This is a genomic window from Arcicella rigui, from assembly GCF_034929435.1.
In the GTDB taxonomy this organism is placed as follows: domain Bacteria; phylum Bacteroidota; class Bacteroidia; order Cytophagales; family Spirosomataceae; genus Arcicella; species Arcicella rigui.
This window is the reverse complement of sequence record NZ_JAYFUM010000008.1, coordinates 47,345-71,451: the sequence shown is the minus strand read 5'-3', so window position 1 is coordinate 71,451 and position 24,107 is coordinate 47,345. Positions and strand designations below refer to the sequence as shown.

Below are 24,107 nucleotides of genomic sequence, written 5' to 3'. Positions count from 1 at the left end.
TCAATTAGAAGGTCTTCCTAAAAATAAAATTCCACTTAGCGGGCGAATTCATTCGTCTGCTAAGTGGAAAAATTTGATTCCTAATAACTACCTATTCCGTAATAATATCAATTTCAGCATAACCTACTGTCTGATTGTCGTCGGTATTTTTCAAAGCTCTTAATTTTATATAGCGTGCTTTGCTTGGGCTAAAGGTTTTTGTTTGCCACAAAGGGTTGTTCTTGATATTTGAAAACTCGCCTTCATCTACTTGTTTCCAATCGTTACCATTTTCTGAGATAAAGAAACTATAATTACTGATAATCCCCGAACCCCACCAATGTTGGTCTGGCAAGTATTTAAACCCGCTGATTTTTAGGGTTCTTCCCAAATCAATCACAAGGTCTATCGGCAGTTTTAGCGTGTTTTTCTGATACCATTGTGTATCTGTATTTCCATCCAACAGGCTATTAGCTTCTTTGTCTTCTATCCCAACAATTTTCCAAGTTCTTTTTGAAACATCAAATTTTGCTTCTGTCAGCGTACTGGTCTTTTTACTTTTAGGGTCGTAGCTAATACATTTTAGGAGTACTTTGCCATCGTCTGTTTTGATAGGCTCAGTATATTGATTTGATTTTAAGGTTGGCATACTTCCATCCAACGTATAAAAAATTTGCGATTCCATGTCTGCTGGAATAATGCGAACATCTCCCGAACGCTCACGCATGGCTACGGGAGGGACTAATATTTGCGGAGCGTCGTAAATGCCAATATTTGAAATCAATGGACAAGCTTTGGCATCTGTTATGTTCAAACGCAGTTTGGTCGCTTTAACCGTCTTGAAACGTAAAATGCGTTTATAACCGATGGTAGTTTCTTTGGCGATTTCCTCCCACTGATTGTTTACGAAGGCTTCTAAAGTAAAGGCTTTTACTCTTTGTCCTAATGGGATATACTCCTGTACCAAAAAGCGATTGAAGGTGACAGGTCTTGCAAAATTGAAGGTTAAACTACCCGTTTTTACTTCATCGTCGGTTGTCCAATAGCTTTCATTGCTTACATCAATGGTTTTATTTGCTCCAAATTTTGGGTCATTCCCACGTACATTTGAGGCTACTACTTTTGAGTTTTTGATAAGGTTTATCGCAAACGCCGTTTTTACAGCTTTACCAAAATCAAGTACCGCTTTTTCGTCAAAAGGGTGAATCAAACCATTGGGCATGATGGGGAAGTTCAATAGCAAAGTAGCATTTCTACCGATAGAATTATAATAAGTATCCATCAATTGTGGCAAAGTTTTTACTTGGCTATCTTCTTTTGGATGATAAAACCATTCGGGTCTGATAGAAGTATTTACTTCGCCCGGTACCCAAGCATTGCCATTTTCTACGCCATAACGAAGCATTTCTTCAGGAACGTCGCCTTTGTCGTTCAATAAACTCCAATTGGTTTCGCCAATATAACCTGCTTCTGTTCCTACCCAACGAAGGTCAGCTCTGTCGCCACCATCGTTCCAGATTACGATATTTGGTTGTAAAGAACGAACAAGTTTATACGTGTTTTCCCAATCATAATAAGTGGTGCGGTCAATTTTGCGGGTTTCATTTGCTCCTCCGTAATAGCCAGAACCACCATTTGCACCGTCGAACCATACTTCAAAGATTTCTCCGTAGTTGGTCAAAAGTTCACGCAATTGATTTCTGAAATAAGTAATGTATTCAGGTTTTCCATAGTCTGGATGATTTCTGTCCCACGGCGATAGATAAATACCCAGCTTTAAGCCGTATTCTTTACAAGCATTCGCCATTTCACGCACGATGTCGCCTTTCCCATTTTTCCAAGGACTGTTTTTTATGGAGTACTCAGTATATTTTGATGGCCAAAGACAAAACCCACTGTGGTGTTTGGCGGTAAGAATAATGCCTTTCATGCCTGCGGCTTTGCAGATTCTTGCCCACTGGCGACAATCTAATTTTTCTGGATTAAATATTTTTGGGTCTTCGTCGCCTCTTCCCCAAGACATATCTGTATAAGTATTCACCGACAAATGCACAAAAGCATAATACTCCATTTGTTGCCAACGCAATTGATTTTTACTTGGAACAGGCAAAAGTAGGTTAGGGGCTTTTACTTGTGCCAATGTGGAAATACTTGCATTCGTAAAAATGAAGAATGCCAAAATCAAATTTTTAAGATTCATAAATGTTAGATTTGAGTTATTTTTAATAAATGTTTTAAGTTTTGTTTCACCAAATAACCTTTCGTTTTAAAGTAAAATTAGATAGAAAATACTGGTGAAAAATTATTTTTTTCTGCAAGTAGAAGTAGAGGTAAAGCCTTCTATTGACGATTTTGAGTTCCGTAACCGCAAGGGTTTAGGGCTACCTTAAATGAGTATTTTAAGCAATATTGGAGAAATCAATTGAGTTTTTTGTACCGTGTTATGTTAAAAATATCAAAATGATAGATAAGAAGCGTTCAAAAATGGCGTTAAATCAAATAGAAGCTTGTAAATTCGGCATTAGACTTTTTAAAATACCCATTATTTATCAACATGAAAAAACTTTATACTTTACTGATTTTGATATTTTGTTCCTCTCACCTTTTTGCCCAACATCGCATCGAACTAACGATTAGGGGCTTAAAAGATTCTACTTTGTACTTGGTACATCATTACGAAAACTCTTTTCTTTCACAAGACACCGCTCGCTTGGATGCCAAAGGGAAGGCTATTTTTCAAGGGAAGCAAAATTTACCTGCTGGTTTTTATGTAGTGGCATTGGGCAGAAATCGTTTGTTCGATTTAGTACTGAACGACCAAAAGTTTTCTATGACAACCGACACGGCAGATTATACCAATCATTTGAGTATTGTAGGCTCTGCGGAGGCAATTCTTTTTCAAGAATTTGTAAAGACGACCAATCTAAAAGCCCAAAAACTAAAAGGAGCTTCGCCCGAACAAAAACAGAAGATCTATGCTGAATTGGAACAGTACCAAAAAGAATATGCGGAGGCTCATAAAGGTACTTTTACGGGAAATATTCTTAAAGCAGGTTTAGACATTGAAACGCCAGCACTACCCGCCAACCCGACGATGGCAGATACTCTGAAACTCTCGGATTATTACTTCAAACATTATTGGGACAATATCAATTTGGGTGATGAAAGAATGTTGAGAACCCCTTTCTTGGGTGATAGATTAGATTCCTATTTGAAAAATATTGTTTATTACGAACCTGATACAATTATTCAAATTGCTGATGCTTTAATCCAAAAAACACCCAGAAGGACCGATTTACGCAAATATATGGTTGGGAAGTTTGCCCAGAAATTTATTGCCAGCGACATCATGGGGCGTGAAGGCGTTTATATTCATGTAGTTGAAAAGTATATGCTCACCGACCCAGAGTCGGGTTGGGATACTTCTTCACTTAGAAGAAACAAAGAGTACATTGCATTAATGAAACCTGTGTTGATTGGAAACAAAATTCCAAACATGAGTTTGACAGATACTTTGGATAATTTTACGCCCTTGTACGGAGTAAAAGCTCCTTACACAATGGTTATGATTTATGACCCAGAATGTCATCATTGTCAGGAAAAAACCAGAGAATTATTAGCAGCTTATCCAAAACTATCAGCCAAGGGCGTAAAAGTGTATATGGCTTGCGGTACAAGAGACAAACAAAAGTGGTTGAATTTTATCAAAGAGTACAAAACCAATGCCTTTATCAATGTTTTTGATTCGATGAATTTAGTAGATTTTAGAAGTCAGTTCAACACAACGATTTATCCAAACATCTTCTTTTTGGACAAGGATAAAAAAATACTTGCCAATAAAAAATTGGATATTGAGCAGTATTTGAAAATTATTGAAGTAAATGAAAAGGGGAAGAAGTAGGATGGTTTTAGTTTAGTCAACTTTTAAAAGTTGACTAAACTAAGATTTGAATAATAGCAAATTAAATAATTTATTTAGACCCTCATGTAAGTTTTTTTACCGTCAAACATAAACATATCATACTTGTTCTTTTTTGCTATCGCTTCTTTATAATATTTTTCATATCCTGCATTCGTCATTAGGTCTATTTGATAATAATGCTTCCCATAATTGTAAGCATTTTTCTCAAGCTTACTTACAAAAACATGAGAAAAATCAGTGTTTTTATATTGGTTTAGTACCGAGTTGCTTACTCTTTTATTGTCAATCCAAACACCATACATTTTTGCATTTTTCCAAGCTTCTATTTGTTCTTGTGTTGGTGTATTTTTCTTGAGTGGTGGTAGGGTTGGTACAAATATGATAGTTTGTTTGGCTTGTTGCTCTTGGTTCATAGCCAGAAAAATGGAATATAACTTTTCCCTTTCTGCATCAGTAAATTTGTATATAAGGATAGTGCCATTTTTATTCTTTTTGCTATCAACAATTTTTGCGTATTCATCCATCAAAGCTTGCGAAGCTTCTTCACTATTGGCTGGTGTAAGGTTTTGTTTCGCTGTTGGAACAGATGGAGTAGGTGCTTGTGCTAATGATTTTGTGCTTAAAGCAAAAACCGTTAGTGCCAATACTGGAACAAGAGCCATTTGTCGGCAGAAAGCATTCAGAGGAGATTTTGTTTTAGTCATCATGATTAAACGTTGTTTAGTTATAAGAAAATTAAATGAACTTGATAGATGAAACGCTTGGCTTTTACTGGCTTTTGCAATCAGTAAATATTGGTAATTTGTTACATTGGCACAGGCATTAATCACAGCCTCGTCTGCTAAAAATTCATGATTCAATTGAATTGCTTTTTTATAGAGATACATAAATGGATTAAACCAAAAAAATACTTGAAGTAGCTCTACGAATAGGATGTCAAAAGAATGTTTTTGCATAATATGGGCATATTCATGTATCAGTATCTCTTTTTCAATAGCTCCATTTTTGAACATTTTTTGATTGACGAACAAGTATTTCAAAAAACTGTAAGGATTTATTTCTTCGTTGATTAAAACGATTGTCAATTGATTCTCTTCAAGTGTTTCGCTAAGTCGAACTTTTATCAGAATTCGATAAAGATTTATCAGAAAACGAAATAGAAGTACACCGCTTACTAATGCGTACATCGTCAGTAATAAGATAAAAGCATAATCTCTACTTTCGGTATCGGCTATTACAGGCGAAATAGGTTGGTTTACCAAAAAGTTTGTTTGAACAATTTCATTGTTTGAAATAGTAGTAATAGGTATAGTACTATTAAAAGTGATGGAAGGAATCACAAAGGGGATCAACAGGCTTAGTAATAAATAAGCCCGATTGAAACGATGGATTTTTTCCTTTTCAAGCAGGAGTTTAAAGGTTAAAATAAATACTGCCGAACCGAGGATTACTTTGATGAGGTAGAGTATCATTGTTCTTTGCGTTTGATTTCTTGTTCAACGATTTTCTTTAAATCTTCCAATTCTGATGAGGTCAAATCTGTGGAAGTAGTAAAAAACGAAGCAAATTGAAGAGGAGAGTTGTTGAAAAAGTTTTCAATAATCCCTTTTACTTGCTCACCGAAATAGTCAGACTTTTTAACTAAAGCATAATATTCCCTTGAGTTGCCAAATAGTTGATAAGCCACAAAACCTTTGTCTTGCATTCTTTTTAATAAGGTTGCTATCGTTGTAGTAGCGGGTTTGGGGTCTGGATAACTGTCAATCAAGTCTTTCATAAAAACTTTTTCATGTTTCCAGATTACTTCCATGAGTTGTTCTTCTGCTTTTGATAATTGCATATTCTACATTTGTTTTGTTTGCTCTACAAATGTAGAATAAAAATTGAAATAAAAAAACATTTAATATAAAAATATTAGTCTAAATGTGTGAAAGTTGGGATTTTAGTAAAGCATTTTGCTTAAAAACTGGAAGTACTTGATAATAGAAAATTCTGAATAAGAGCTAAAACAGACTAATTATACAAAGCCTTGTTGACTAAAACCAGCAGGATGATTACGATAATGGTAGCAAGCATGTACTTGATAAACATTTCTTTTTCTTCCAGCATTTGTTTCTTTTCAAGCTGTATTTTGTTTTCTTGCTGTTTTTGTTTGAAGTAAAGTACATCAATCTTTTTTTGCATGGATTCATTAAAAATGCTATCGCTATAAACTTTGTTCATCAATAAATAGTGATACGCATTTTTGAAATCGCCAACGGCAGAGTATGATTCATGTAAAATTTTTAAAGCACGTTCTATGTCCCACTTGGTATTGGTTTTCTGAGATAACAAAAGTCCTTTTTGGCTGTTTTCAATGGCTTCTTTAAATTTCTTTTGCTGATAATAACATTTTGCCAAACCTGTAAAAGCAAAGCTATTTTCCCAATCGTTCTGATATTGGCTATTCTGCAAAACAGATTTGTAAGAAGAAATAGCTGTATCAACTTTTCCTTGTTCTAAGTAACAATCGCCAAGGTGATTATCAGCCATTGCTATTAACTGTTGGGAATTTACTTGGTTACTAATGGTTTTTGAAATTACAAAATAATGAATAGCACTGTCGAGTTTACTGGCTTGGAAGTAAGTCAAACCCAGATTGATATAATTAGCCGAAAGTCTATCTAAACGATTGATACTCTTGTTGATACTCACGGCTTTGTATAGTTCTTTGAGTGCCAAATTAGTCTTTTTTTGTGCTAAATAAATTAGACCTACTATATTATACGCATTAGCCATCCCAGCTTTGTCGTTTTGTTGCGTACAGATATTTAATGACATCAAAATGAATTTCAAAGAAAGGTCGTAATTACTTTTGGTATAATGTCTTTTGGCAATATTGGCATAAGCCGTGGCGATTCCTTTATGATACTGTAATGATTGGGCTAAATCAAGGGCTTTATTGGCAAAAATAATAGAGCTATCAGAAGTATTTTCGATATACTCTGTGCTGATTGAATTTAGTACGTTTACGATAGAAGTATCGGACTTTGGATTTTTGGCATGCTTGTACGCTTCCCATTTTGCAAGGAGAATATCAAGTTTTTTTTGTTGCCCAAAAACAGAGGATGATATAAATAATATTATGAATGCAAGAAGTTTATAAGACATTCTATGTATGTACATTTATTAAATTTAAAGATACTACATTCACTATATTATACAAAAACAAATCAGAAAATCCTCTATGATTCAGGACAGATAGATAGGCTGTTCGGCAATAAATTGCCAAGGATTGGGAAGAGACACGAAAACAAGGAATTATTTAGTTGAAGAAATAAATAAGGGTATCCAATGTTATTTGTTTTATTTTGGATACCCTTTACTTAGGCAAATTGAAATAAATACAAAAAGGTTAGGTATGTTATGAAGAAGGTTTTAACATCATCAAAACTGTACTCGTTATTCGTATTATCTGGTTTCAATCATATATGTGTGTATATGGTTTCGACTTGAAAATATCTTTGAAGTTAGCTTTTCTCGAAAAGATAAAAATAAAAAAGCTAACGAATTGACTAAATCTAAGGTTGAAATGAACATTTACAGCTCTGGATTTTCAATCCATTTTTTAAAATCGCTCACTCTTAGGCGACTAACGATGATTTTCTCTGCACTTTCTACCGTTAAATTGATAATAACTTTTCGGTTGAAAAAGGGTTCTATGTCCTTTATCGCTTTTCTGTTGACAATCATTTGGCGGTTGATTCTGAAAAAAATAGAAGGATTGATACTCAGCTCTATTTCATCCAAAGGCTTGAAAATAGATACTTTTTCGCCATTGAATTGTATGGCATATACATGTTCATTTTTAAGAATGAAAATAGCAATGTCTGCAACAAAAACAGGAATCAGTTTCTCCCGTGACTCAACGATAAAGGCTTGTTGATAGGTTTTAGGTTTGGTCTGTCGAACTTCCAGTAAATCGTTAATTTTAGAAAGACTGAGTTTAATAAACCCTATTTTATCTAAAGCAGCGTTAATGTCTTTTTGTTGAAAAGGTTTCAAAATATAATCAATGCCATTGTTTTTGAAGGCTTTTAGCATATAATTATCATAAGCAGTACAAAAAATGACAGGTTTGGTTACGGTGATTTGTTTGAAAATCTCGAAACTTTCGCCATCTGCCAAAAGTATATCCATAAAAATCAAGTCTATTTTTTCTTGATTTTTAGTCAAATACTGAACAGAACTACTAATACTTTGACAAATATTTACCACCAAACAGTGTTCTTGTTCCTCAATCATTTCTTTTAATAAAGATGCCGTTTTGTTTTCATCTTCAATAATTAAAATATTCATCTTTATAAAAGTTTAATAGTAACAGAATAAAACTGATGATTATGTTCGATTGACAAACCATCGTTGACTCCTAATAATTCGTATCGGCGTTTTAGATTGGCTAAACCTTTTCCCGTTGAATCTTCATTTCTGATTTTTAACTGTAAATTATTTCTGACGCACAAATAGCTTTTCCCTTTTTGAAATACAGTGATGTGTAGCGGTTTTTCGTCTGAAACGATATTATGTTTGATACAATTTTCAAATAATAATTGTAATGAAAATATGGGTATTTGGTTGTTCATTACTTCCTTATTGATTTGAATATCAACATGAAGCCCGTTTTCAAAACGTGCTTTTTGCAAGTGTAAATATGAATTAATGAGGTTCAATTCTTCTTCTAAGGAAACCGTATTTTCAGAATAATTTCTTAAAATATTTCTGTATAAATCCGTCAGGTTGAGTAAGTATTGCTCTGCAAGTCTGCTATCGCTTCGGATAAGCGAGTGGAGTACGGTAAATGAATTGAATAAAAAATGAGGGTCGATTTGCTTTTTGAGGTTGTCTAATTCAGCCGAAAACTTTTCGGATTTCAATTGGATATTTTCAAGTTCTACTTCTTTGTTTTTAAACTGAATCTCTAACGATTTCTGAAAAAATACAAAAATCATACTTGCCACAAACATCAGTAAGTAGAAAGAAGAAAAGTTTCTGAAATTAGTTTCGTTTGTATGCCATTGTGCAGAAAATAAATAAACAGACAGTAAAGACAAAAGTAAAATAAGAACAAGATTGATGAGTATCGTTTGATAAAAATTATATCGGATAATCCTGATATTGATAAACCAAATACAAACTAATATCATGGTGTAGGTCATCCATTGTATAAAAAGGTATATAGGATTGAAACTGAGGAACTGGTTGTTGTTTAGAATTATCCCGAGGCTTGAAAAAAGCATGGATAAAAAATATGGAAATGATGAAATAGATTGTACTTTTTTAAAATTCATACACGTAAACTTTCAGTTGATGAAAGATTTTTGAGTTTACGGAATTGAAAAAATGATATTTTAGGTGAAATCCCAACCTTTATTTAATCCTCAATTTGCTGATGAACTCTTTTCTTTGATTGGTTTTATATGCCTAATTTTCAATTCTTTTCTAAAAGTGCTGGTTTTTCTTCGGGAAACATCAAAGTTTAAATCATTGCCCAAAAATACACTTAATTTTCTACCTTCTTTTTTGCAAGATACAATGAAGGCAAGATTTATCACATGGTTGTTGTTGATTCTTATAAACGAAGGGTCGTCGATTCGCTCTTCTAAAATTTTTAGTGTTCTTGATACAATGAGCTTTTCGCCATTGCTGCAAAAAATGTGCGTATAATTGCCTTCGCCTTTTAGGTACATGATTTCATGTACTTGTATTTCAACAGTACGGTTTACAATGATTGTTTTCATAGTTCAGTACAAGCACTGCTTTTCTTATTTACTTGTACAGATTGCCCTTTGCCCCGAACCCAAAAAAATCTAAAAACTTACAGAAAATTATTCAGTCGTTTTGGACTAAATAAAGAAGGGAAGTTGAGAGAGAAAATCTTATTTAGGTTGTGTAGGAATGATAAATTAATTGTTTTTGGAGCTTTCCGTAAATTTAAAATACTACTCCGATTCCGAACATTCGATGTAAGTAAAGGTCGATACAGAGTAGTATTCTGAAATAGTTAATAAGATAAAAGTGTTGTTTTTAATTTTTGATGTGTTAGTAATTTTCAATTAATATTTAAAAGAACATTATGTTTCCAATTTAGCTTCCTAACTGAAAATACAACGCAAAGGTTGGTAAAGATGAAGACAATGAGTAGAAAAATGTAGTTGAATTGAACAAAATTATTTATGAACTGTACATAAGTTACGCTGTTTTGCATTGTGAAAATATCGCTACTTTGCTGTTTTTAGGATGAAACAAAAGAGAACAGAACAAGTACTAAACCTTCAATTTTGTTTCTGCTTTGATTTCAGACATCACAAAAATGCTGTGCGTACTGCCGATATTTTCTAAAGATGCTAATTTATTCATCAAGAATCCTTGGTATTCACGCATATCATGAACGATGATTTTGAGCATAAAATCATAATCGCCCGAAATGTTATAGCATTCTTGTACTTCATCTAATTGTACAATTTCTCTAACGAATTTTGCACCAGCTTCTTGGGCGTGTTCTTTAAGGCGAATACTGCAAAAAACCATCAAATCTTTCTCTACTTTTTCACGGTTTACCAGTGCCACATAGCCTTTGATAACACCTTCTTTTTCAAGCCTCCTTACTCTTTCATAAACAGGAGTAGGCGAGAGGTTCAGTCTGCCCGACAATTCTTTGGTTGTTAGATGGGCATCTTCTTGTAAATGCCTTAAAATTTCTCGGTCGGTTGAGTCCAGTTTCATAATGATGTGTTTTGTGGGTTAATACTAAGATAAATTATCTGTAATTCTTTAAAATACTCCTTCAATTTAATAAATATTATCTGACAATATGATTATGGGTAGAAATTATATCCAAATTGGTAGAATAAAGTAAATGAATTATCTTTTTGGGATAACTTTGTAGTTAATTTATGTTATTTGATTCAACAGAAGTACTCTTTGCTGTTTGAATCCAAACTTAGATTTTTGTTTTCATCGCATACTATTATAGTAAACGATAAAACATGAAAGGTGTTTTTGCGAGAAAAGATTAATAAGTCAAAAAAGCTCAAAGTTTTTAGCCAAGAGCTTCCAGCTAAAAAAATATGAATAATCCTAACATTAGAGAAATCTTGAAAAACAGAATCCTTGTTCTTGACGGAGCGATGGGTTCATTGATTCAGGAGTATAAATTAAGTGATGCCGATTACAGAGGTGAAAAATTCCGTGCTTTCCCCCATGAAGTAAAGGGAAACAACGATATGCTTTCTATCACGAAGCCCGAAGTAATCAAAGAAATCCATGCGAAATACTTTGAAGCAGGTGCAGATATTGCCGAAACCAATACTTTTTCGGGAACATCTATCGCTATGGCGGATTATCACATGGAAGATTATGTGTATGAATTAAACTATGAATCAGCAAAAATTGCTCGTGAAGTAGCAGATTTATATACTGCCAAAAATCCTAACAAACCTCGTTTTGTGGCAGGTTCAATCGGCCCGACCAACCGTACTTTATCTCTTTCGCCAGATGTAAACGACCCCGGTTATCGTGCCGTTACTTTTGATGAATTGGTAGATGCTTATTATGAACAAATTCAAGGTTTGGTAGATGGCGGAGTAGATGTATTGTTGGTTGAAACCATTTTCGATACATTGAATGCCAAGGCTGCATTATATGCCATTGATTTGTATCAATCAGATAAGAAAAACGGAACAATTCGTCCGCTACAAAGTACTTCTATTCCCAAACAAAATAATCCAAAAGCGGCATTAGCCAAGCCAGACATCAAAATACCTGTGATGGTTTCTGGTACAATTACGGATGCTTCTGGACGTACTTTATCTGGACAAACCACAGAGGCTTTCTTGGCTTCTGTATCACACATAGATTTACTTTCTGTGGGTTTGAACTGTGCTTTAGGAGCAGACTTGATGCGTCCTTATGTACAAATTTTGGCGAATAAAGCTCCATTTATGGTATCGGCTCACCCAAACGCAGGCTTGCCAAACGAAATGGGAGAGTACGACCAGTCACCTGCCGAAATGGCTGTGATTGTTGAAGATTTTCTTCAACACGGTTTTATGAATATCATTGGGGGCTGTTGCGGAACTACGCCAGCCCACATCAAAGCCATTGCAGAAGTAGCAGCAAAATATCCTCCTCGCCAATTGCCCGAAGCAAATAATGACCAAATTATTTCTGGTTTAGAGCCTTTGGTAATCAAGGAAGATACCATGTTTGTCAACATTGGCGAGCGTTGTAATGTAACAGGCTCGAAAAAATTCGCTCGTTTGATTCGTGAAGGAAAATACGACGATGCCATTGCCGTAGCTCGTGAACAAGTAGATGGAGGAGCTCAAGTAATCGACGTAAACTTGGACGAAGGAATGATTGATGGCGTAGAAGCCATGAAAACTTTCTTGAATTTGTTGATGGCTGAACCAGACATTGCCAAATTGCCGATTATGATTGACTCCTCGAAATGGGAAGTAATCGAAGCAGGTTTGAAATGTGTTCAAGGGAAATCTATCGTAAACTCAATTTCATTAAAAGAAGGCGAAGCAAAATTCAGAGAATCGGCAGAAAAAGTAAAACGCTATGGTGCTTCGGCAGTAGTAATGGCTTTTGACGAACAAGGTCAGGCGGATTCTTATGAAAGACGTATCGAAATTTGTGAAAGAGCATATAGAATTTTGGTGGACGAAGTAGGCTTTCCAGCAGAAGACATCATTTTTGACCCTAACATTCTTACAGTAGCCACAGGTTTGGAAGAGCATAACAATTATGCCGTTGACTTTATCAATGCTACTCGTTGGATTAAACAAAACCTTCCTCATGCCAAAGTATCGGGTGGGGTTTCCAATATTTCTTTCTCATTCCGTGGAAATGAACCAGTTCGTGAAGCGATGCACACGGTATTTTTGTATCACGCCATCAAAGCTGGAATGGACATGGGTATTGTAAACGCTGGTCAGTTGGGCGTGTATGATGATATTCCAAAAGATATGTTGGAGCTTTGCGAAGACGTATTGTTGAACCGCAGAGACGATGCAACAGAACGTTTAGTAACTTTTGCAGAAACCGTAAAATCAAAAGGGAAAGAACAAGTAATTGATAATGCTTGGAGAGATTTACCAGTATCAAAACGTTTGGAACACGCTTTGATAAAAGGTTTAACCGAATTTATCGACCAAGATGTTGAGGAGGCTCGTCAGCAAGTAGAAAAACCTTTACACGTTATCGAAGGCCCATTAATGGACGGTATGAACGTAGTTGGGGATTTGTTCGGTGAAGGGAAAATGTTCTTGCCACAAGTAGTAAAATCTGCTCGTGTAATGAAAAAAGCCGTAGCCTACTTATTGCCTTATATTGAAGCAGAAAAACAAGTAGGGGAAAGCTCTTCAGCAGGTAAAATTTTGTTGGCAACCGTAAAAGGCGACGTGCATGATATTGGTAAAAATATTGTGGGCGTAGTGTTGGGTTGTAACAATTACGAAATCATTGATTTGGGCGTAATGGTTCCAACACCAAAGATTTTGGAAGAAGCCAAAAAACACAATGTGGATATTATCGGACTTTCGGGTTTGATTACGCCTTCATTGGATGAGATGGTGGGTGTTGCCAAAGAAATGGAGCGTCAAGGTTTTAAAGTGCCTTTGTTGATTGGTGGAGCAACTACTTCAAGAATTCATACGGCGGTAAAAATCGACCCACATTATTCTGGGCCAGTCATTCACGTACTGGATGCGTCTAAAAGTGTGCCTGTGGCTGGTAGATTGATGCAAAGTGAGCAAACGAAAGAAGAGATTTTCGACGAAATCAAAACGCAGTACGCTCAGATGAGAGCCGACCACGCTGGTCGTCAAAAAGATAAAAACTATGTGCCGATTGAAAAGGCAAGGTTGAATAAAGACAAAATTGATTGGACTAATTTCAAAGCGAAAAAGCCTACTTTCTTAGGAAATCGCTATTTCGATAATTACGATTTAGCCGAAATCGCCAAATATATCGACTGGACTCCATTTTTCTCTACTTGGCAATTGTCTGGAAAATATCCAAAGATTTTTGATAATGAAATAGTAGGAGCGGAGGCTCGTAAATTGTTCAATGATGCACAAGCTTTATTGAAAGAAATCATTGATAATAAATTATTGACAGCTCGTGCGGTAGTAGGTTTTTATCCTGCCAACTCAATTGAAGACGATATTATTTTGTCAGATTTTGAAGAAGTAATTCGTGAAATTCCTTGTGAAAAACATGGTGTTCATAAACATACGGAGTACCGAGTAAGTAAAAACGATGCAACGCCAACGGTTTTACACAATCTGCGTCAGCAAGGACAAAAAGCGTCACATTTGCCAAACCTTTGCTTGAGTGATTTTATTGCTCCAGAAAGTACTGGCGAACAAGATTATATTGGTGCATTCGCCGTAACGGCCGGTATCGGTATCGAGGCTTTATTGGACAAATACGACCGTGACCATGACGATTATAATTCTATCATGGTAAAAGCCCTTGCCGACCGTTTGGCAGAAGCTTTTGCAGAGTTGATGCACGAGCGTACTCGTAAAGAATTCTGGGGATATTCAAACGAAGGTGAATTAAGTATTGAAGAGTTGATTTCAGAAAAATATGAGGGTATTCGCCCAGCACCGGGTTATCCGGCTTGTCCAGACCATACCGAAAAAGCGACTTTGTTTACATTATTACAAGCCGAAGAAAAATTAGGAATTATTCTTACCGAAAGCTTTGCGATGTATCCAGCGAGTTCGGTGAGTGGTTGGTACTTCTCGCATCCCGACAGTAAGTATTTCGGTTTAGGCAAAATCGCTAAAGACCAAGTAATCGACTATGCCAAACGAAAAAACATGAGTTTGGAAGATACAGAAAGATGGTTAGCTCCAGTTTTGAATTACGATTAAGTACTTCGGGTTTCCATCCCGAAAACTGCAATAAAATAAAAACAGCCCTCTTAACATTTGTTTTGAGGGCTGTTTTGTTATTTCGGGATGAAATCCCGATTTACGGTTTTATTTTATGCTGGTCATCTTCAAACAAACAGGCGTAGGTACTGAAATTTCTTTGCCTGTGGCTGTTAATGTTCCTTTGATTGGGTCACGCTTGAAAATGGTGATATTGTCGCTGTCTTGATTGGCAATCAGTACAAATTTACCTGTTGGGTCAATCATAAAATTACGAGGTTTTTTGCCTAAAACGGATTGATTACCAATGTAAGTGAGCTTTCCTGTGAGCGGGTCAATTGAATAAATCACGACGCTATCATGAATTCTATTTGAACCATACAAAAATTTACCATCAGGCGAAATGTGAATATCAGCACAAGATTTTCCGTCCTTATAATCTGCTGGCAATGTTGAAATCGTTTGGAAAGCAGTTAAAGCTCCATTTTTATAATTAAAAGCTGTTACTTCTCCACTCAACTCTTGAATAACATAAGCAAATTTTTTGTTTGGATGAATCGTAAAATGTCTTGGCCCAGAGCCATCTTGTACTTTAGTAAAAGCAGGGTTTCCAGCGGCAAGCTGTCCAGTTTTGGCATCTAATTGATAAGTAACGATTTTGTCCATGCCCAAATCTGGTACAAAAATATCCACATTGTTCGGGGCAATATTGATAGAATGCACATGAGCTTTTTCTTGTCTGCTCGGATTCACACTTTTGCCTTCATGTTGAATCGTTTGAATAGCCTTGCCCAAACCGCCGTTGGCTTCAACTGGTAAAACACTTAGGCTACCACCACCATAATTTCCTACAATTACCCATTTTCCTGTTTTGTCAATATTGATATGACAAGGCCCTGCACCGTTTGCCGACTGAGTACTCAATTGCGTTAGTTCGCCTTTTGTTTTATCAAAACTAAAGGCATAAACACCGCCGCCATTATCGTATTCGCCCACAGAATACACAAATTTTTGGTTAGGCGAGAATGTCAAAAAAGCAGGATTTTTCAAACCTCTTGCCGTACTGATGTATTGAAAATCACCAGTTTGGCTATTGAATTTATAAACATAAATGCCTTCGCTTTTTCCAGAGGTATAAGTACCCACCAATAAATAAAATTCTTTTGGAGTAGCTTTAAAAGTATTGGTTTTGGCAAAAGCCACTGTATTAAGCAACAGCAATAGAGCAATCAAGAGTTTATTTTTGAAATTCATGTTTTTAAAAATTTAGAAAGATTGATTTGAGTACTAAAGATAAGCAATTAATATTTTTACTTGTTGGGCTGTTTCCTAAAGTATTATCGTATGTGAAGAGTATTTCTACTCGTTTTTGGCGTAAATATTAGATTTTCAATCCACTAAGATTAACAAATGTTTTTTTAGGAAATTAAAAAGTATAGTTTTGCATTTTGCTTTTGTTTGATAATTTCGTTTTCAATCATAGATAAATCCATAAAATTACAAAGAATGTCAAATAGACTTTTGGGAGTTGTGTTTGTTGTGTTGTTGATTCCATCGCATACTTTTGGGCAAAAATTAGGAGATGAATCCTTTGGTATTTCTTCTTTTTACGCTAATTCTTTTTACAATAAACCAACTTCGACGGGCGAAATTTTAAAAAGAAATCATTACACAGCCGCCCACATGACTTTGCCTTTTGGTACAATGGTAGAAGTAACCAACCTCGCCAACAAACGTTTTGTAATTGTAAGAATCAACGACCGTGGCCCTTACAAAAAAGGAAGAATTATTGATTTGACGGAAAACCCTGCTCGTTGGCTAAAAATGACACATCACGGTTTGACGAAAGTACGTTTAAAAGTAGTAGGCTTCGACGGCGACATTATGCTTGAACCCGTAGATACATTAAAGTTGGTAGCTCCGCCAAGTTTTGAACCTAAATTTTATCAAAAAACTAAACTAAAATATCATCGTTTTTATCGACTGAAAAAAAATTGGCAAAAACGAAAGTATCCAAAATTGAAAAACCGACGTTTAAGAGTAAGTTCGTATTTAAGAAAACTCTCAAAGCAAAAGCAAAAAGGAAGTACCAATAAAAAATAGTATTCTCTATCCTTAGCAATTTATTATGGATTTAACGCAAATCAGACAATACGGTAATATTGAATTTCTTGCCAAACAAATGGTAGAGGGCTTTATTACTGGACTTCATAAATCGCCTTTTCATGGTTTTTCTGTTGAATTTGCAGAACACCGTTTGTACAATAACGGAGAAAGTACAAGGCATATTGACTGGAAAGTATTCGCTAAAACGGATAGAATTTATACCAAACGCTACGAAGAAGAAACCAATTTGCGTTGTCATTTACTGATTGATACTTCGTCGTCGATGTATTATCCAGAAAAAACCAATGGTAAAATTGTGTTTTCAACGATGGCTGCTGCTGCTTTGGCTTATATGCTTCAAAAACAAAAAGATGCCGTTAGTTTGGTTACTTTTTCTTCAGAAGTAGAGATTCAAACGCCTGTAAAATCAACGCCTTCGCATATTCACAAAATCTTTTTGGATTTAGAATACTTGCTCAATAAACCCAATGATCATAAAAAAACAGCCGTTGCTTCGGTGATTCATCAATTGGCTGAAAAAATTCATAAGCGTTCCTTAGTGATTATTTTTAGCGATATGTTTGATAATATTGAAGATTCAGAAAAGATTTTTTCATCACTTCAACATTTAAAACATAATCTGCACGAAGTATTGATTTTTCATGTGACCGACAAGAAAACTGAATCAGATTTTGAATTTGAAGACCGACCTTACGAATTTGTTGATTTAGAAACAAACGAAAGAATCAAACTGAATCCATCACAAGTAAAAGCAGACTATCAGAAAACACTTCGACAGTTTTATCAAGAACTAAAAATGCGTTGCGGACAGTATAAAATTGATTTTATCGAAGCCGATATTGCCGAAGGTTTTGAACATATCCTTTCTTCGTATTTAGTAAAAAGAGGAAAAATGAAATAAGGCTGATTGCTCTACATTGAGAGCAATCAGCCTTATTTTTTAATCAAGTAATTTATATTATTTAAAAATTTTAAGTATCTGATAATTAGATGATTGAAAAACTAATCACCAATCACTATTCCATATTTACAAATCCAACGGTAAAGTAAAGAAAAAAGTTGTCCCAACATTTTCGTTTGATTCCAACCAAATACTTCCTTTGGCATTATCAACTACCCATTTCGCAAGGGCTAGACCAACACCTGAACCACCTCTTTTGGTAGAGTAATCTAACATAAATATTTTACCATGACTTTCTTTTGGAATACCGATTCCGTTGTCTTTGATTCTAAAAGTAACGGCTTCGATACCAATTTCAACACCGATTTCGATAGCAGGTTTTGTGCCGGGTGGAACTGCTTGAATGGCATTTACTAATAAGTTATTGATAATGTTTCCCGTCAATTGGCGGTCGCCGATTACAATTATTTTTCGATTAGGAACGTACTTGTTAATCTGAATTTGGGTGTCTTCCGAAAATAAATTTACTACTTTGTTCACTTCTTCTACAAAATCAAATTTTTCACTTTTCGGAATCGGTAATCGAGCAAAATCCGAGAACGAATTGGCGATATAAGACAAATTATCAATCTGACCCGTCAAAGATTCAATTTGTTTTTTTACTTGGTCAACATCAATATTCGAGCCTTGCGATAATTTTCTTTGTAATAATTGCAAAGAAAGTTTCATCGGCGTAAGCGGATTTTTGATTTCATGAGCCACTTGTTTTGCCATTTGTTGCCAAGCCGATTGTTTGTTGGTATCCGCCAAAGCAGCTTTGGATTCTTCCAGTTTAACCAACATTTCATTATAAGCTTTTACCAAAATTCCGATTTCATCATCCGATTTCCAGTAAAGTGGTTCGCTTGGTTTTTCTAAGTCTATTTTTCGTAATTTGTTGGTAATCAAGTGCAAAGGGATCAACAAGGCATTTGATGCAAAGAATGAAAGTATCAATAAACCTAAGAAAATTGTCGTGAAAGTATTTAACAAAGAACCGATTACACTGATAACTTCCTTTTCATAATAGGCTTTTGCATCATAAAAAGGCATTCCCAAAACACCAATCAATTTGCCATTATTTGATTTTAAATGAATGTACGAAGTAAGAAATTCAATATCATTGAGTGTTTCAGTAAAAATACCGCTTGGTTCATTTTCAATGAAAATTTTAGTGTAGGCTTCCTGATTCATCTGTTTGGGAATCAATTCATCTACACTTCCCGATGGCTTCGTGGCGGCTACTAATCTTCCTTTTTTATTAAAAATCCAGATATTTTTTTGAATATTCTTACTTTTCAAAATCCTTGCAACAGTATCCGCCAAGAATTCTTCGCTCATTTTACCACCATCAAATTTTTCAACTGTTGGAATCAAGTTGAAGCTGATACTTTCGGTTTGGTTCAAATAAGTTTGTTCTTGACTTTCTTGAAACTTCGTACCTACTACTCCTAAAGTAGTAATCAACACCAAAATCAAAGGCAACAAAAACGACACATTCAAGTAAATTTGGATTTTACTGGTGATGTTCATGTTGGTAATCGAGAAGCCATAATTGATGGCGTAAATCAATACAACAATGATGATATTGATGACTAAAATCAAAAATAAGAAGGAGAAATTAGCATAGATTGTACCGATACTCAAGGCTTCGGACGACACTACAATCATTTTTCCATTACTTTTACTCGATATAGTCGCTACGTGTTTATAGCCGTTTTCTTCAACGCCTTCTTCTAAAATCTTTCTTGAATTGAGGGTTATGAACGATAATTTGGTTTGGTAACTAAAACCTTGTCCGCCCGTCGAGATAATTTTTCCTTTATCATAAACGGCAAAACTGAAATTGCGTGCAGCCAATTGTTCGCCCATCGGCAAATTACTCTTGGCATTTTGGGTACTCGCAGCATATCCTTTAGACTTTTTCAAGTCGATGATGATGTAGCCTACAATTTTGTTTTCTTCACTCTCCAAAGTCACAAAATTCAGATACTCTTTTTCAGCATCAGTTTTGTAGTCGTTTACAAAATAGATGTTTTCGTACTTGGTTCTGTATTTGGGCGTTCTGAAAGTCTCTTCATAATTCTGATAAGCACGTGCTTCTATGTCGTTATTCAAAGAATTTCCCGAAGCATCAAAAAGTAGAACATCTACGCTGTACAGTGAAAAATAGTTATCCAACAAATTGCTGATAATTTGCGATTGTACCAGTTCGCCGGCTAATTCTTGTTTTTTGATTTCGTTGAAAATAGTTGAATCTCTTTTGATGGCTAAAGTAAGCTGACTCAGTAAGTATTCTGCTTTGTCGTCGTTTTCGGTGAAGTATTTGTCGCCGAACTGTTTCTTTAAATAAACATCATTTTTTACTAATTCGGTGTAAATGACATAGTTGCCGATTGCCGCACAAGCCAAAGCTGCACTGAAAAAGTATATTGAAGTTTTGTATCTGAAAGTATATAAATAACTTGGGAACGAACTGTAAACCAATACCAATAAATATACACTGTGAATCACGAAGATAAACAGGTTATATTGATAGAATAAATAAACCCAAACGCTACAAATTACTAAGCTGATAGCTATGTAAAAGTATATGAGTTTAGGCTGATTTCGATTGAATTTCAGAACGATACTTGTAAATAAATGCGTCGTTAGAAAGTAGGCGAAAGCACTAAGAATAAAAATCACTAAAGAATAAAACGCCAGTGGTTTACTCCAGAAATCTACACTTAGCGAAATATCTAATTGGTTGTTAGACTTTACATACAGGCTAACTAATATTTTGTAGAAAAAATATACACCAAAATAATTGAGGACAAGGAAAAAAATCGAAAGTACTTGTTTAATACTTGCTCTGAGATTCATTAGCCATAAATACACTTTCATTTTGTAATGAAAGATGACCAGATAGAGTAGCACGACCACAATTGCAATCAAATTCAGCAGTAAATCTCCCAGCGATGGCGACAATCTCGACGCATTAAAAAATCTCGAACTGAAAAGATCAGACTGATAAAATGTATAAGGTATCATGTAATACAACATCGAGAGTCGTATGATAGATACCAATGACAGCAAGATGACCAATACTAATTCGTGTCGGTTGCTGTTGTAAAAGAACCAAATCCAAGTAAATAAATAGGCAATTAACGACAAAACGAAAAGTAAGCCAGCAATGATGATATAGAACGGAAAGGCATGATTACTCAGAATTTCGGCATTGGGTGGAATGACCGAAAAGAGAAACTCATTTTTTTCAGAAAGAATTACTTCATTATTTTTCTTATTGGCTATCGAAATATCTTGTGGGTCTAATTTGAAAATTTCATGATTGTAAACTTTCTTACGAGTATTGCTATCGGTTTCGGCAAAATGTTTTAGGTTAATAATTGAAAATACTTCAAAGTCTTCTTTGGCTTTTTTTCGATGATAAAGCGAAACACCTTCCGACCACTCAAAGGCTTTAGCATTATTTGTTCCTTCTAAAAAATCATACTGTGGCACAACTTTGTAGTTCGACCAAAAAACTATCTCTTTGTTACGGTATATAACAAATGGGTGACTCGTCGGAATCTTCAAGTCTTTAAAATGAAAAGCACTGGTTTTATTGATTTGTCCAACGATTTTCTCTAAATCTTCCTCCGATTTTTGTAGTTCGCTGTTTACTTTCTCTTGAATATCAGAAGTATAAACCTTTGCCGCACCTCCCGAAAAACTACTTTTTTCAAACAAGTACAAGATGGTAGTTAAACCAAAAAAGATTAAGGTCAGAGTAAGGAATAGATTCCTCTTTAGGAAGAAAGAAATAAATAATTTATTAAACGTATTGCTCATAGCATTTTACCTTTCGAGTGGTCAGTAAAAGTGCCAAAGACTGTAAAAGTAATCGACACAAATTGGTTTTAGGAATTGTTATAATATTACAAAAAAATATCTCTTCTTGAAAGTAATGAATTAGACTTAGAAAATGTGCAAAAATAGATATAGATAAGAGCAGGAAATTTAACCAAATAATCAATAAGCTGTATTTCAAACTCATAGATTATTAATATTGTAAATTTGATAAGTGAAATTAGGCTTGAAGAAAATACTTCCTTGTGTAGCTATACATGGCACACAAGGAAGTAAAAGGCAAAATATTAAAAAATTGCTTCCGCAATTTTCTTAGTACTTTCTGACTTACTCATCGTATAGAAATGCAAGATTGGAGCTTCAAAAGCCATAAGCTCTTTACATTGGGCAATGCACCATTCTACCCCAACTTGTTTTACTTCTTTGTCTGTTTTACAGCTTTCAACGGCTTTTACTAAATCTTCGGGTAAATCTAAATGGAAGATTCGTGGTAAAACGGTCAGTTGTTTTTTAGTTGCTAAAGGTTTTAAGCCCGGAATAATCGGTACTGTAATCCCTGCCGCACGGCATTTAGCTACAAAATCAAAGTACTTTTGGTTGTCAAAAAACATTTGGGTAACGATATAGTCTGCCCCTAATTCCACTTTCTTTTTCAAATAAGCAAAATCAGTGCTAAAGTTGGGAGCTTCAAAATGTTTTTCAGGATAACCCGCTACCCCGATACAAAAATTGGTTGGGGCAGATTGCGTTTCTTCGTGCAAAAGTACGCCTTGGTTCATTTTTACTACTTGTTCCAAAAGCTCACTTGCGTAGGCATGACCACCTTTTTCTGGCGTAAATGCCGCATTTCCTTTCACTGGGTCGCCACGAAGTACCAGTACGTTATCGATGCCTAAATAATGTAAATCAAATAAAAAGTCTTCGGTTTCTTCTTTGGTAAATCCGCCACAAATTACGTGTGGCACGGCATCAACCTTGAAGCGATTCATCAAACTGGCACAGATTCCCACTGTACCTGGTCGTTTGCGAATCGGAATTCTTTCAATTTTACCATTCACAATTTTTTCTAAAAACTCTTCACGGTGATACGTTACCTCAATAAAAGGCGGTTTGAATTCCATCAAAGGTTCAATATTACTCATCAAAGATTGAATGTTTTCCCCTTTTACTGGCGGAATAATCTCGATTGAAAATAAGGTTTTACCTTTTGCTTGCTCGATGTATTGGGTGATTTTTGTCATGCTAAATCTTAAAAAACGTCAAAACGTTTTTTGTAAAAATGAAAATAGAAAAATTCTTGAAAATTTTAACAAAGGTAGGCAAAACTCATAGAGCCAAAAACTGGTTTACCAACATTTCCCATTCTTCTTGAAGTGTACCCATAAATACTTTTGCTTTCGCACGTGTGTACCAATATTGGGCGTTCCAGTTGTCGCCTTCTTTTCTGTGAAGATAAGCGTGAAGGCGGTCGTAGTTTTTTGAACCTTCATTCGACTGTGCCACTTCGTGGGCTGCTTCCCAGTCTTGATTTGCATCATACCAAAGAGCTTTCAGTAGCTCGTGTACACCCTGTGGTGCTTCTGGATGTTGCAATGAAGCTTTAAATTCTGAGTATGTCATGGTTTAAGCAAGGTTGAATAGACAATAAAGTTACGCAAGAAGCCAAGTTTAATGAAGAAAAAATTCAACAAATCACAAAAAAGTGACATTTTATTTGTTTGTGAAATGTTGATTCAAGACGTTTTGTCTTAATGTTAAATCAATTCAAGACTTTTTGGCATATTTTTCTGAATGGTACAGCTTTTGTAAATACAGAAATACCTTTCCGTAAATAAGTATTTAAAAGCTTTAAACGTAAAATATGATGAATAAGAAAATTGAAATTCCGAAAAATATTTTAGCCAATATAGATTTTAGTAATACGCTTAATGGTGGAAGAGTTGAACCGAACATTACTGTAAATCAAACAGAGGATTCTTACGAAGTATTTGTAAAAGTAGCGGGCTTGGAAGCCGACCATCTGAAAGTAGATGTTGACAACAATCGCTTGTGGCTTTATACACTTCAGCCAGTTTTGAAAAAAGCAGAGCAGGAAATACCCGAAAACTATGTGCCACAAACAATAGGACAATTGATGTTACCTAACTTTGTGGATGTTGAGAATATCTCGGCAAAGTACTACAACCAGCAATGGAAAATCGTGATGCCGATAGATGATTATCGAAAGAAATTCAAAAAACACATCGACGTCGAAATATAATAATTAGCTATATATCAGCCCTACGAAGTACGCTTTGGTAGGGCTTTTTTATGAACTCTTCAGAAATCAAGCATTAATTAAATCAGAATAAATAATTTT

General features: G+C 35.1%; 17 protein-coding genes. 5 read left to right on the top strand and 12 right to left on the bottom strand.

What is annotated here, in order from left to right; all coding sequences use genetic code 11:
* Positions 1-91: 91 nt before the first annotated feature.
* Entirely contained in the window at positions 92-2,179 is a 2,088-nt protein-coding gene (locus VB248_RS07840; protein ID WP_323296201.1) for an alpha-L-fucosidase, read from the bottom strand.
* 354 nt (positions 2,180-2,533) lie between these two features.
* Here VB248_RS07840 and VB248_RS07835 point away from each other — a divergent pair, with 354 nt between their 5' ends.
* Positions 2,534-3,880, top strand: a complete 1,347-nt coding sequence (locus tag VB248_RS07835) for a DUF5106 domain-containing protein (RefSeq protein WP_323296200.1) — start codon at positions 2,534-2,536, stop codon at positions 3,878-3,880.
* 74 nt (positions 3,881-3,954) lie between these two features.
* On the opposite strand, the gene VB248_RS07830 is transcribed toward VB248_RS07835, so the two are convergent.
* The 7 genes from VB248_RS07830 to VB248_RS07800 all read right to left on the bottom strand — a co-directional run bounded on the left by VB248_RS07830 (position 3,955) and on the right by VB248_RS07800 (position 10,666).
* Positions 3,955-5,373 carry a M56 family metallopeptidase gene (locus VB248_RS07830; protein ID WP_323296199.1) on the bottom strand — a complete coding sequence of 473 codons (1,419 nt, stop codon included), beginning with the start codon at positions 5,371-5,373 and terminating at the stop codon, positions 3,955-3,957.
* Positions 5,370-5,741, bottom strand: coding sequence for a BlaI/MecI/CopY family transcriptional regulator (locus tag VB248_RS07825; RefSeq protein WP_323296198.1), 372 nt, complete (start codon positions 5,739-5,741; stop codon positions 5,370-5,372). The genes VB248_RS07830 and VB248_RS07825 overlap by 4 nt, the downstream gene beginning before the upstream one ends.
* Positions 5,742-5,914: 173 nt before the next feature.
* Positions 5,915-7,051 carry a tetratricopeptide repeat protein gene (locus VB248_RS07820; RefSeq protein ID WP_323296197.1) on the bottom strand — a complete coding sequence of 379 codons (1,137 nt, stop codon included), beginning with the start codon at positions 7,049-7,051 and terminating at the stop codon, positions 5,915-5,917.
* 429 nt (positions 7,052-7,480) lie between these two features.
* On the bottom strand, positions 7,481-8,239 hold the full coding sequence (locus tag VB248_RS07815; protein WP_323296196.1) for a LytR/AlgR family response regulator transcription factor: 759 nt from the start codon (positions 8,237-8,239) through the stop codon (positions 7,481-7,483).
* Between the two features lie 2 nt (positions 8,240-8,241).
* Positions 8,242-9,096 carry a sensor histidine kinase gene (locus tag VB248_RS07810; RefSeq protein ID WP_323296195.1) on the bottom strand — a complete coding sequence of 285 codons (855 nt, stop codon included), beginning with the start codon at positions 9,094-9,096 and terminating at the stop codon, positions 8,242-8,244.
* Between the two features lie 222 nt (positions 9,097-9,318).
* The gene (locus tag VB248_RS07805; protein WP_323296194.1) at positions 9,319-9,678 is read right to left on the bottom strand and encodes a LytR/AlgR family response regulator transcription factor; all 360 of its coding nucleotides are present in this window, start codon (positions 9,676-9,678) and stop codon (positions 9,319-9,321) included.
* 526 nt (positions 9,679-10,204) lie between these two features.
* Positions 10,205-10,666 carry an Lrp/AsnC family transcriptional regulator gene (locus VB248_RS07800; RefSeq protein WP_323296391.1) on the bottom strand — a complete coding sequence of 154 codons (462 nt, stop codon included), beginning with the start codon at positions 10,664-10,666 and terminating at the stop codon, positions 10,205-10,207.
* Positions 10,667-11,007: 341 nt separating this feature from the next.
* Here VB248_RS07800 and metH point away from each other — a divergent pair, with 341 nt between their 5' ends.
* On the top strand, positions 11,008-14,829 hold the full coding sequence (metH, locus tag VB248_RS07795) for a methionine synthase (protein WP_323296193.1): 3,822 nt from the start codon (positions 11,008-11,010) through the stop codon (positions 14,827-14,829).
* Between the two features lie 108 nt (positions 14,830-14,937).
* Here the strand turns inward: metH and VB248_RS07790 are convergent, their stop codons facing one another.
* Positions 14,938-16,083: a lactonase family protein gene (locus VB248_RS07790; protein WP_323296192.1), complete on the bottom strand. Its 1,146-nt coding sequence runs from the start codon at positions 16,081-16,083 to the stop codon at positions 14,938-14,940.
* Between the two features lie 252 nt (positions 16,084-16,335).
* Between VB248_RS07790 and VB248_RS07785 the strand changes: the two genes are divergently transcribed.
* Both VB248_RS07785 and VB248_RS07780 read left to right on the top strand, forming a co-directional pair.
* On the top strand, positions 16,336-16,932 hold the full coding sequence (locus VB248_RS07785; protein ID WP_323296191.1) for a septal ring lytic transglycosylase RlpA family protein: 597 nt from the start codon (positions 16,336-16,338) through the stop codon (positions 16,930-16,932).
* A gap of 25 nt (positions 16,933-16,957) precedes the next feature.
* Positions 16,958-17,857 carry a DUF58 domain-containing protein gene (locus VB248_RS07780; RefSeq protein WP_323296190.1) on the top strand — a complete coding sequence of 300 codons (900 nt, stop codon included), beginning with the start codon at positions 16,958-16,960 and terminating at the stop codon, positions 17,855-17,857.
* 126 nt (positions 17,858-17,983) lie between these two features.
* On the opposite strand, the gene VB248_RS07775 is transcribed toward VB248_RS07780, so the two are convergent.
* The 3 genes from VB248_RS07775 to VB248_RS07765 form a co-directional block, all read right to left on the bottom strand.
* Positions 17,984-21,730 carry a sensor histidine kinase gene (locus VB248_RS07775; RefSeq protein WP_323296189.1) on the bottom strand — a complete coding sequence of 1,249 codons (3,747 nt, stop codon included), beginning with the start codon at positions 21,728-21,730 and terminating at the stop codon, positions 17,984-17,986.
* Positions 21,731-22,035: 305 nt separating this feature from the next.
* Positions 22,036-22,989: a methylenetetrahydrofolate reductase [NAD(P)H] gene (metF, locus tag VB248_RS07770; RefSeq protein ID WP_323296188.1), complete on the bottom strand. Its 954-nt coding sequence runs from the start codon at positions 22,987-22,989 to the stop codon at positions 22,036-22,038.
* 85 nt (positions 22,990-23,074) lie between these two features.
* On the bottom strand, positions 23,075-23,368 hold the full coding sequence (locus tag VB248_RS07765) for a hypothetical protein (protein WP_323296187.1): 294 nt from the start codon (positions 23,366-23,368) through the stop codon (positions 23,075-23,077).
* Between the two features lie 244 nt (positions 23,369-23,612).
* On the opposite strand from VB248_RS07765, the gene VB248_RS07760 reads away from it, so the two are divergent.
* Positions 23,613-24,008 carry an Hsp20/alpha crystallin family protein gene (locus VB248_RS07760; RefSeq protein ID WP_323296186.1) on the top strand — a complete coding sequence of 132 codons (396 nt, stop codon included), beginning with the start codon at positions 23,613-23,615 and terminating at the stop codon, positions 24,006-24,008.
* The last annotated feature ends 99 nt before the right edge of the window (positions 24,009-24,107 follow it).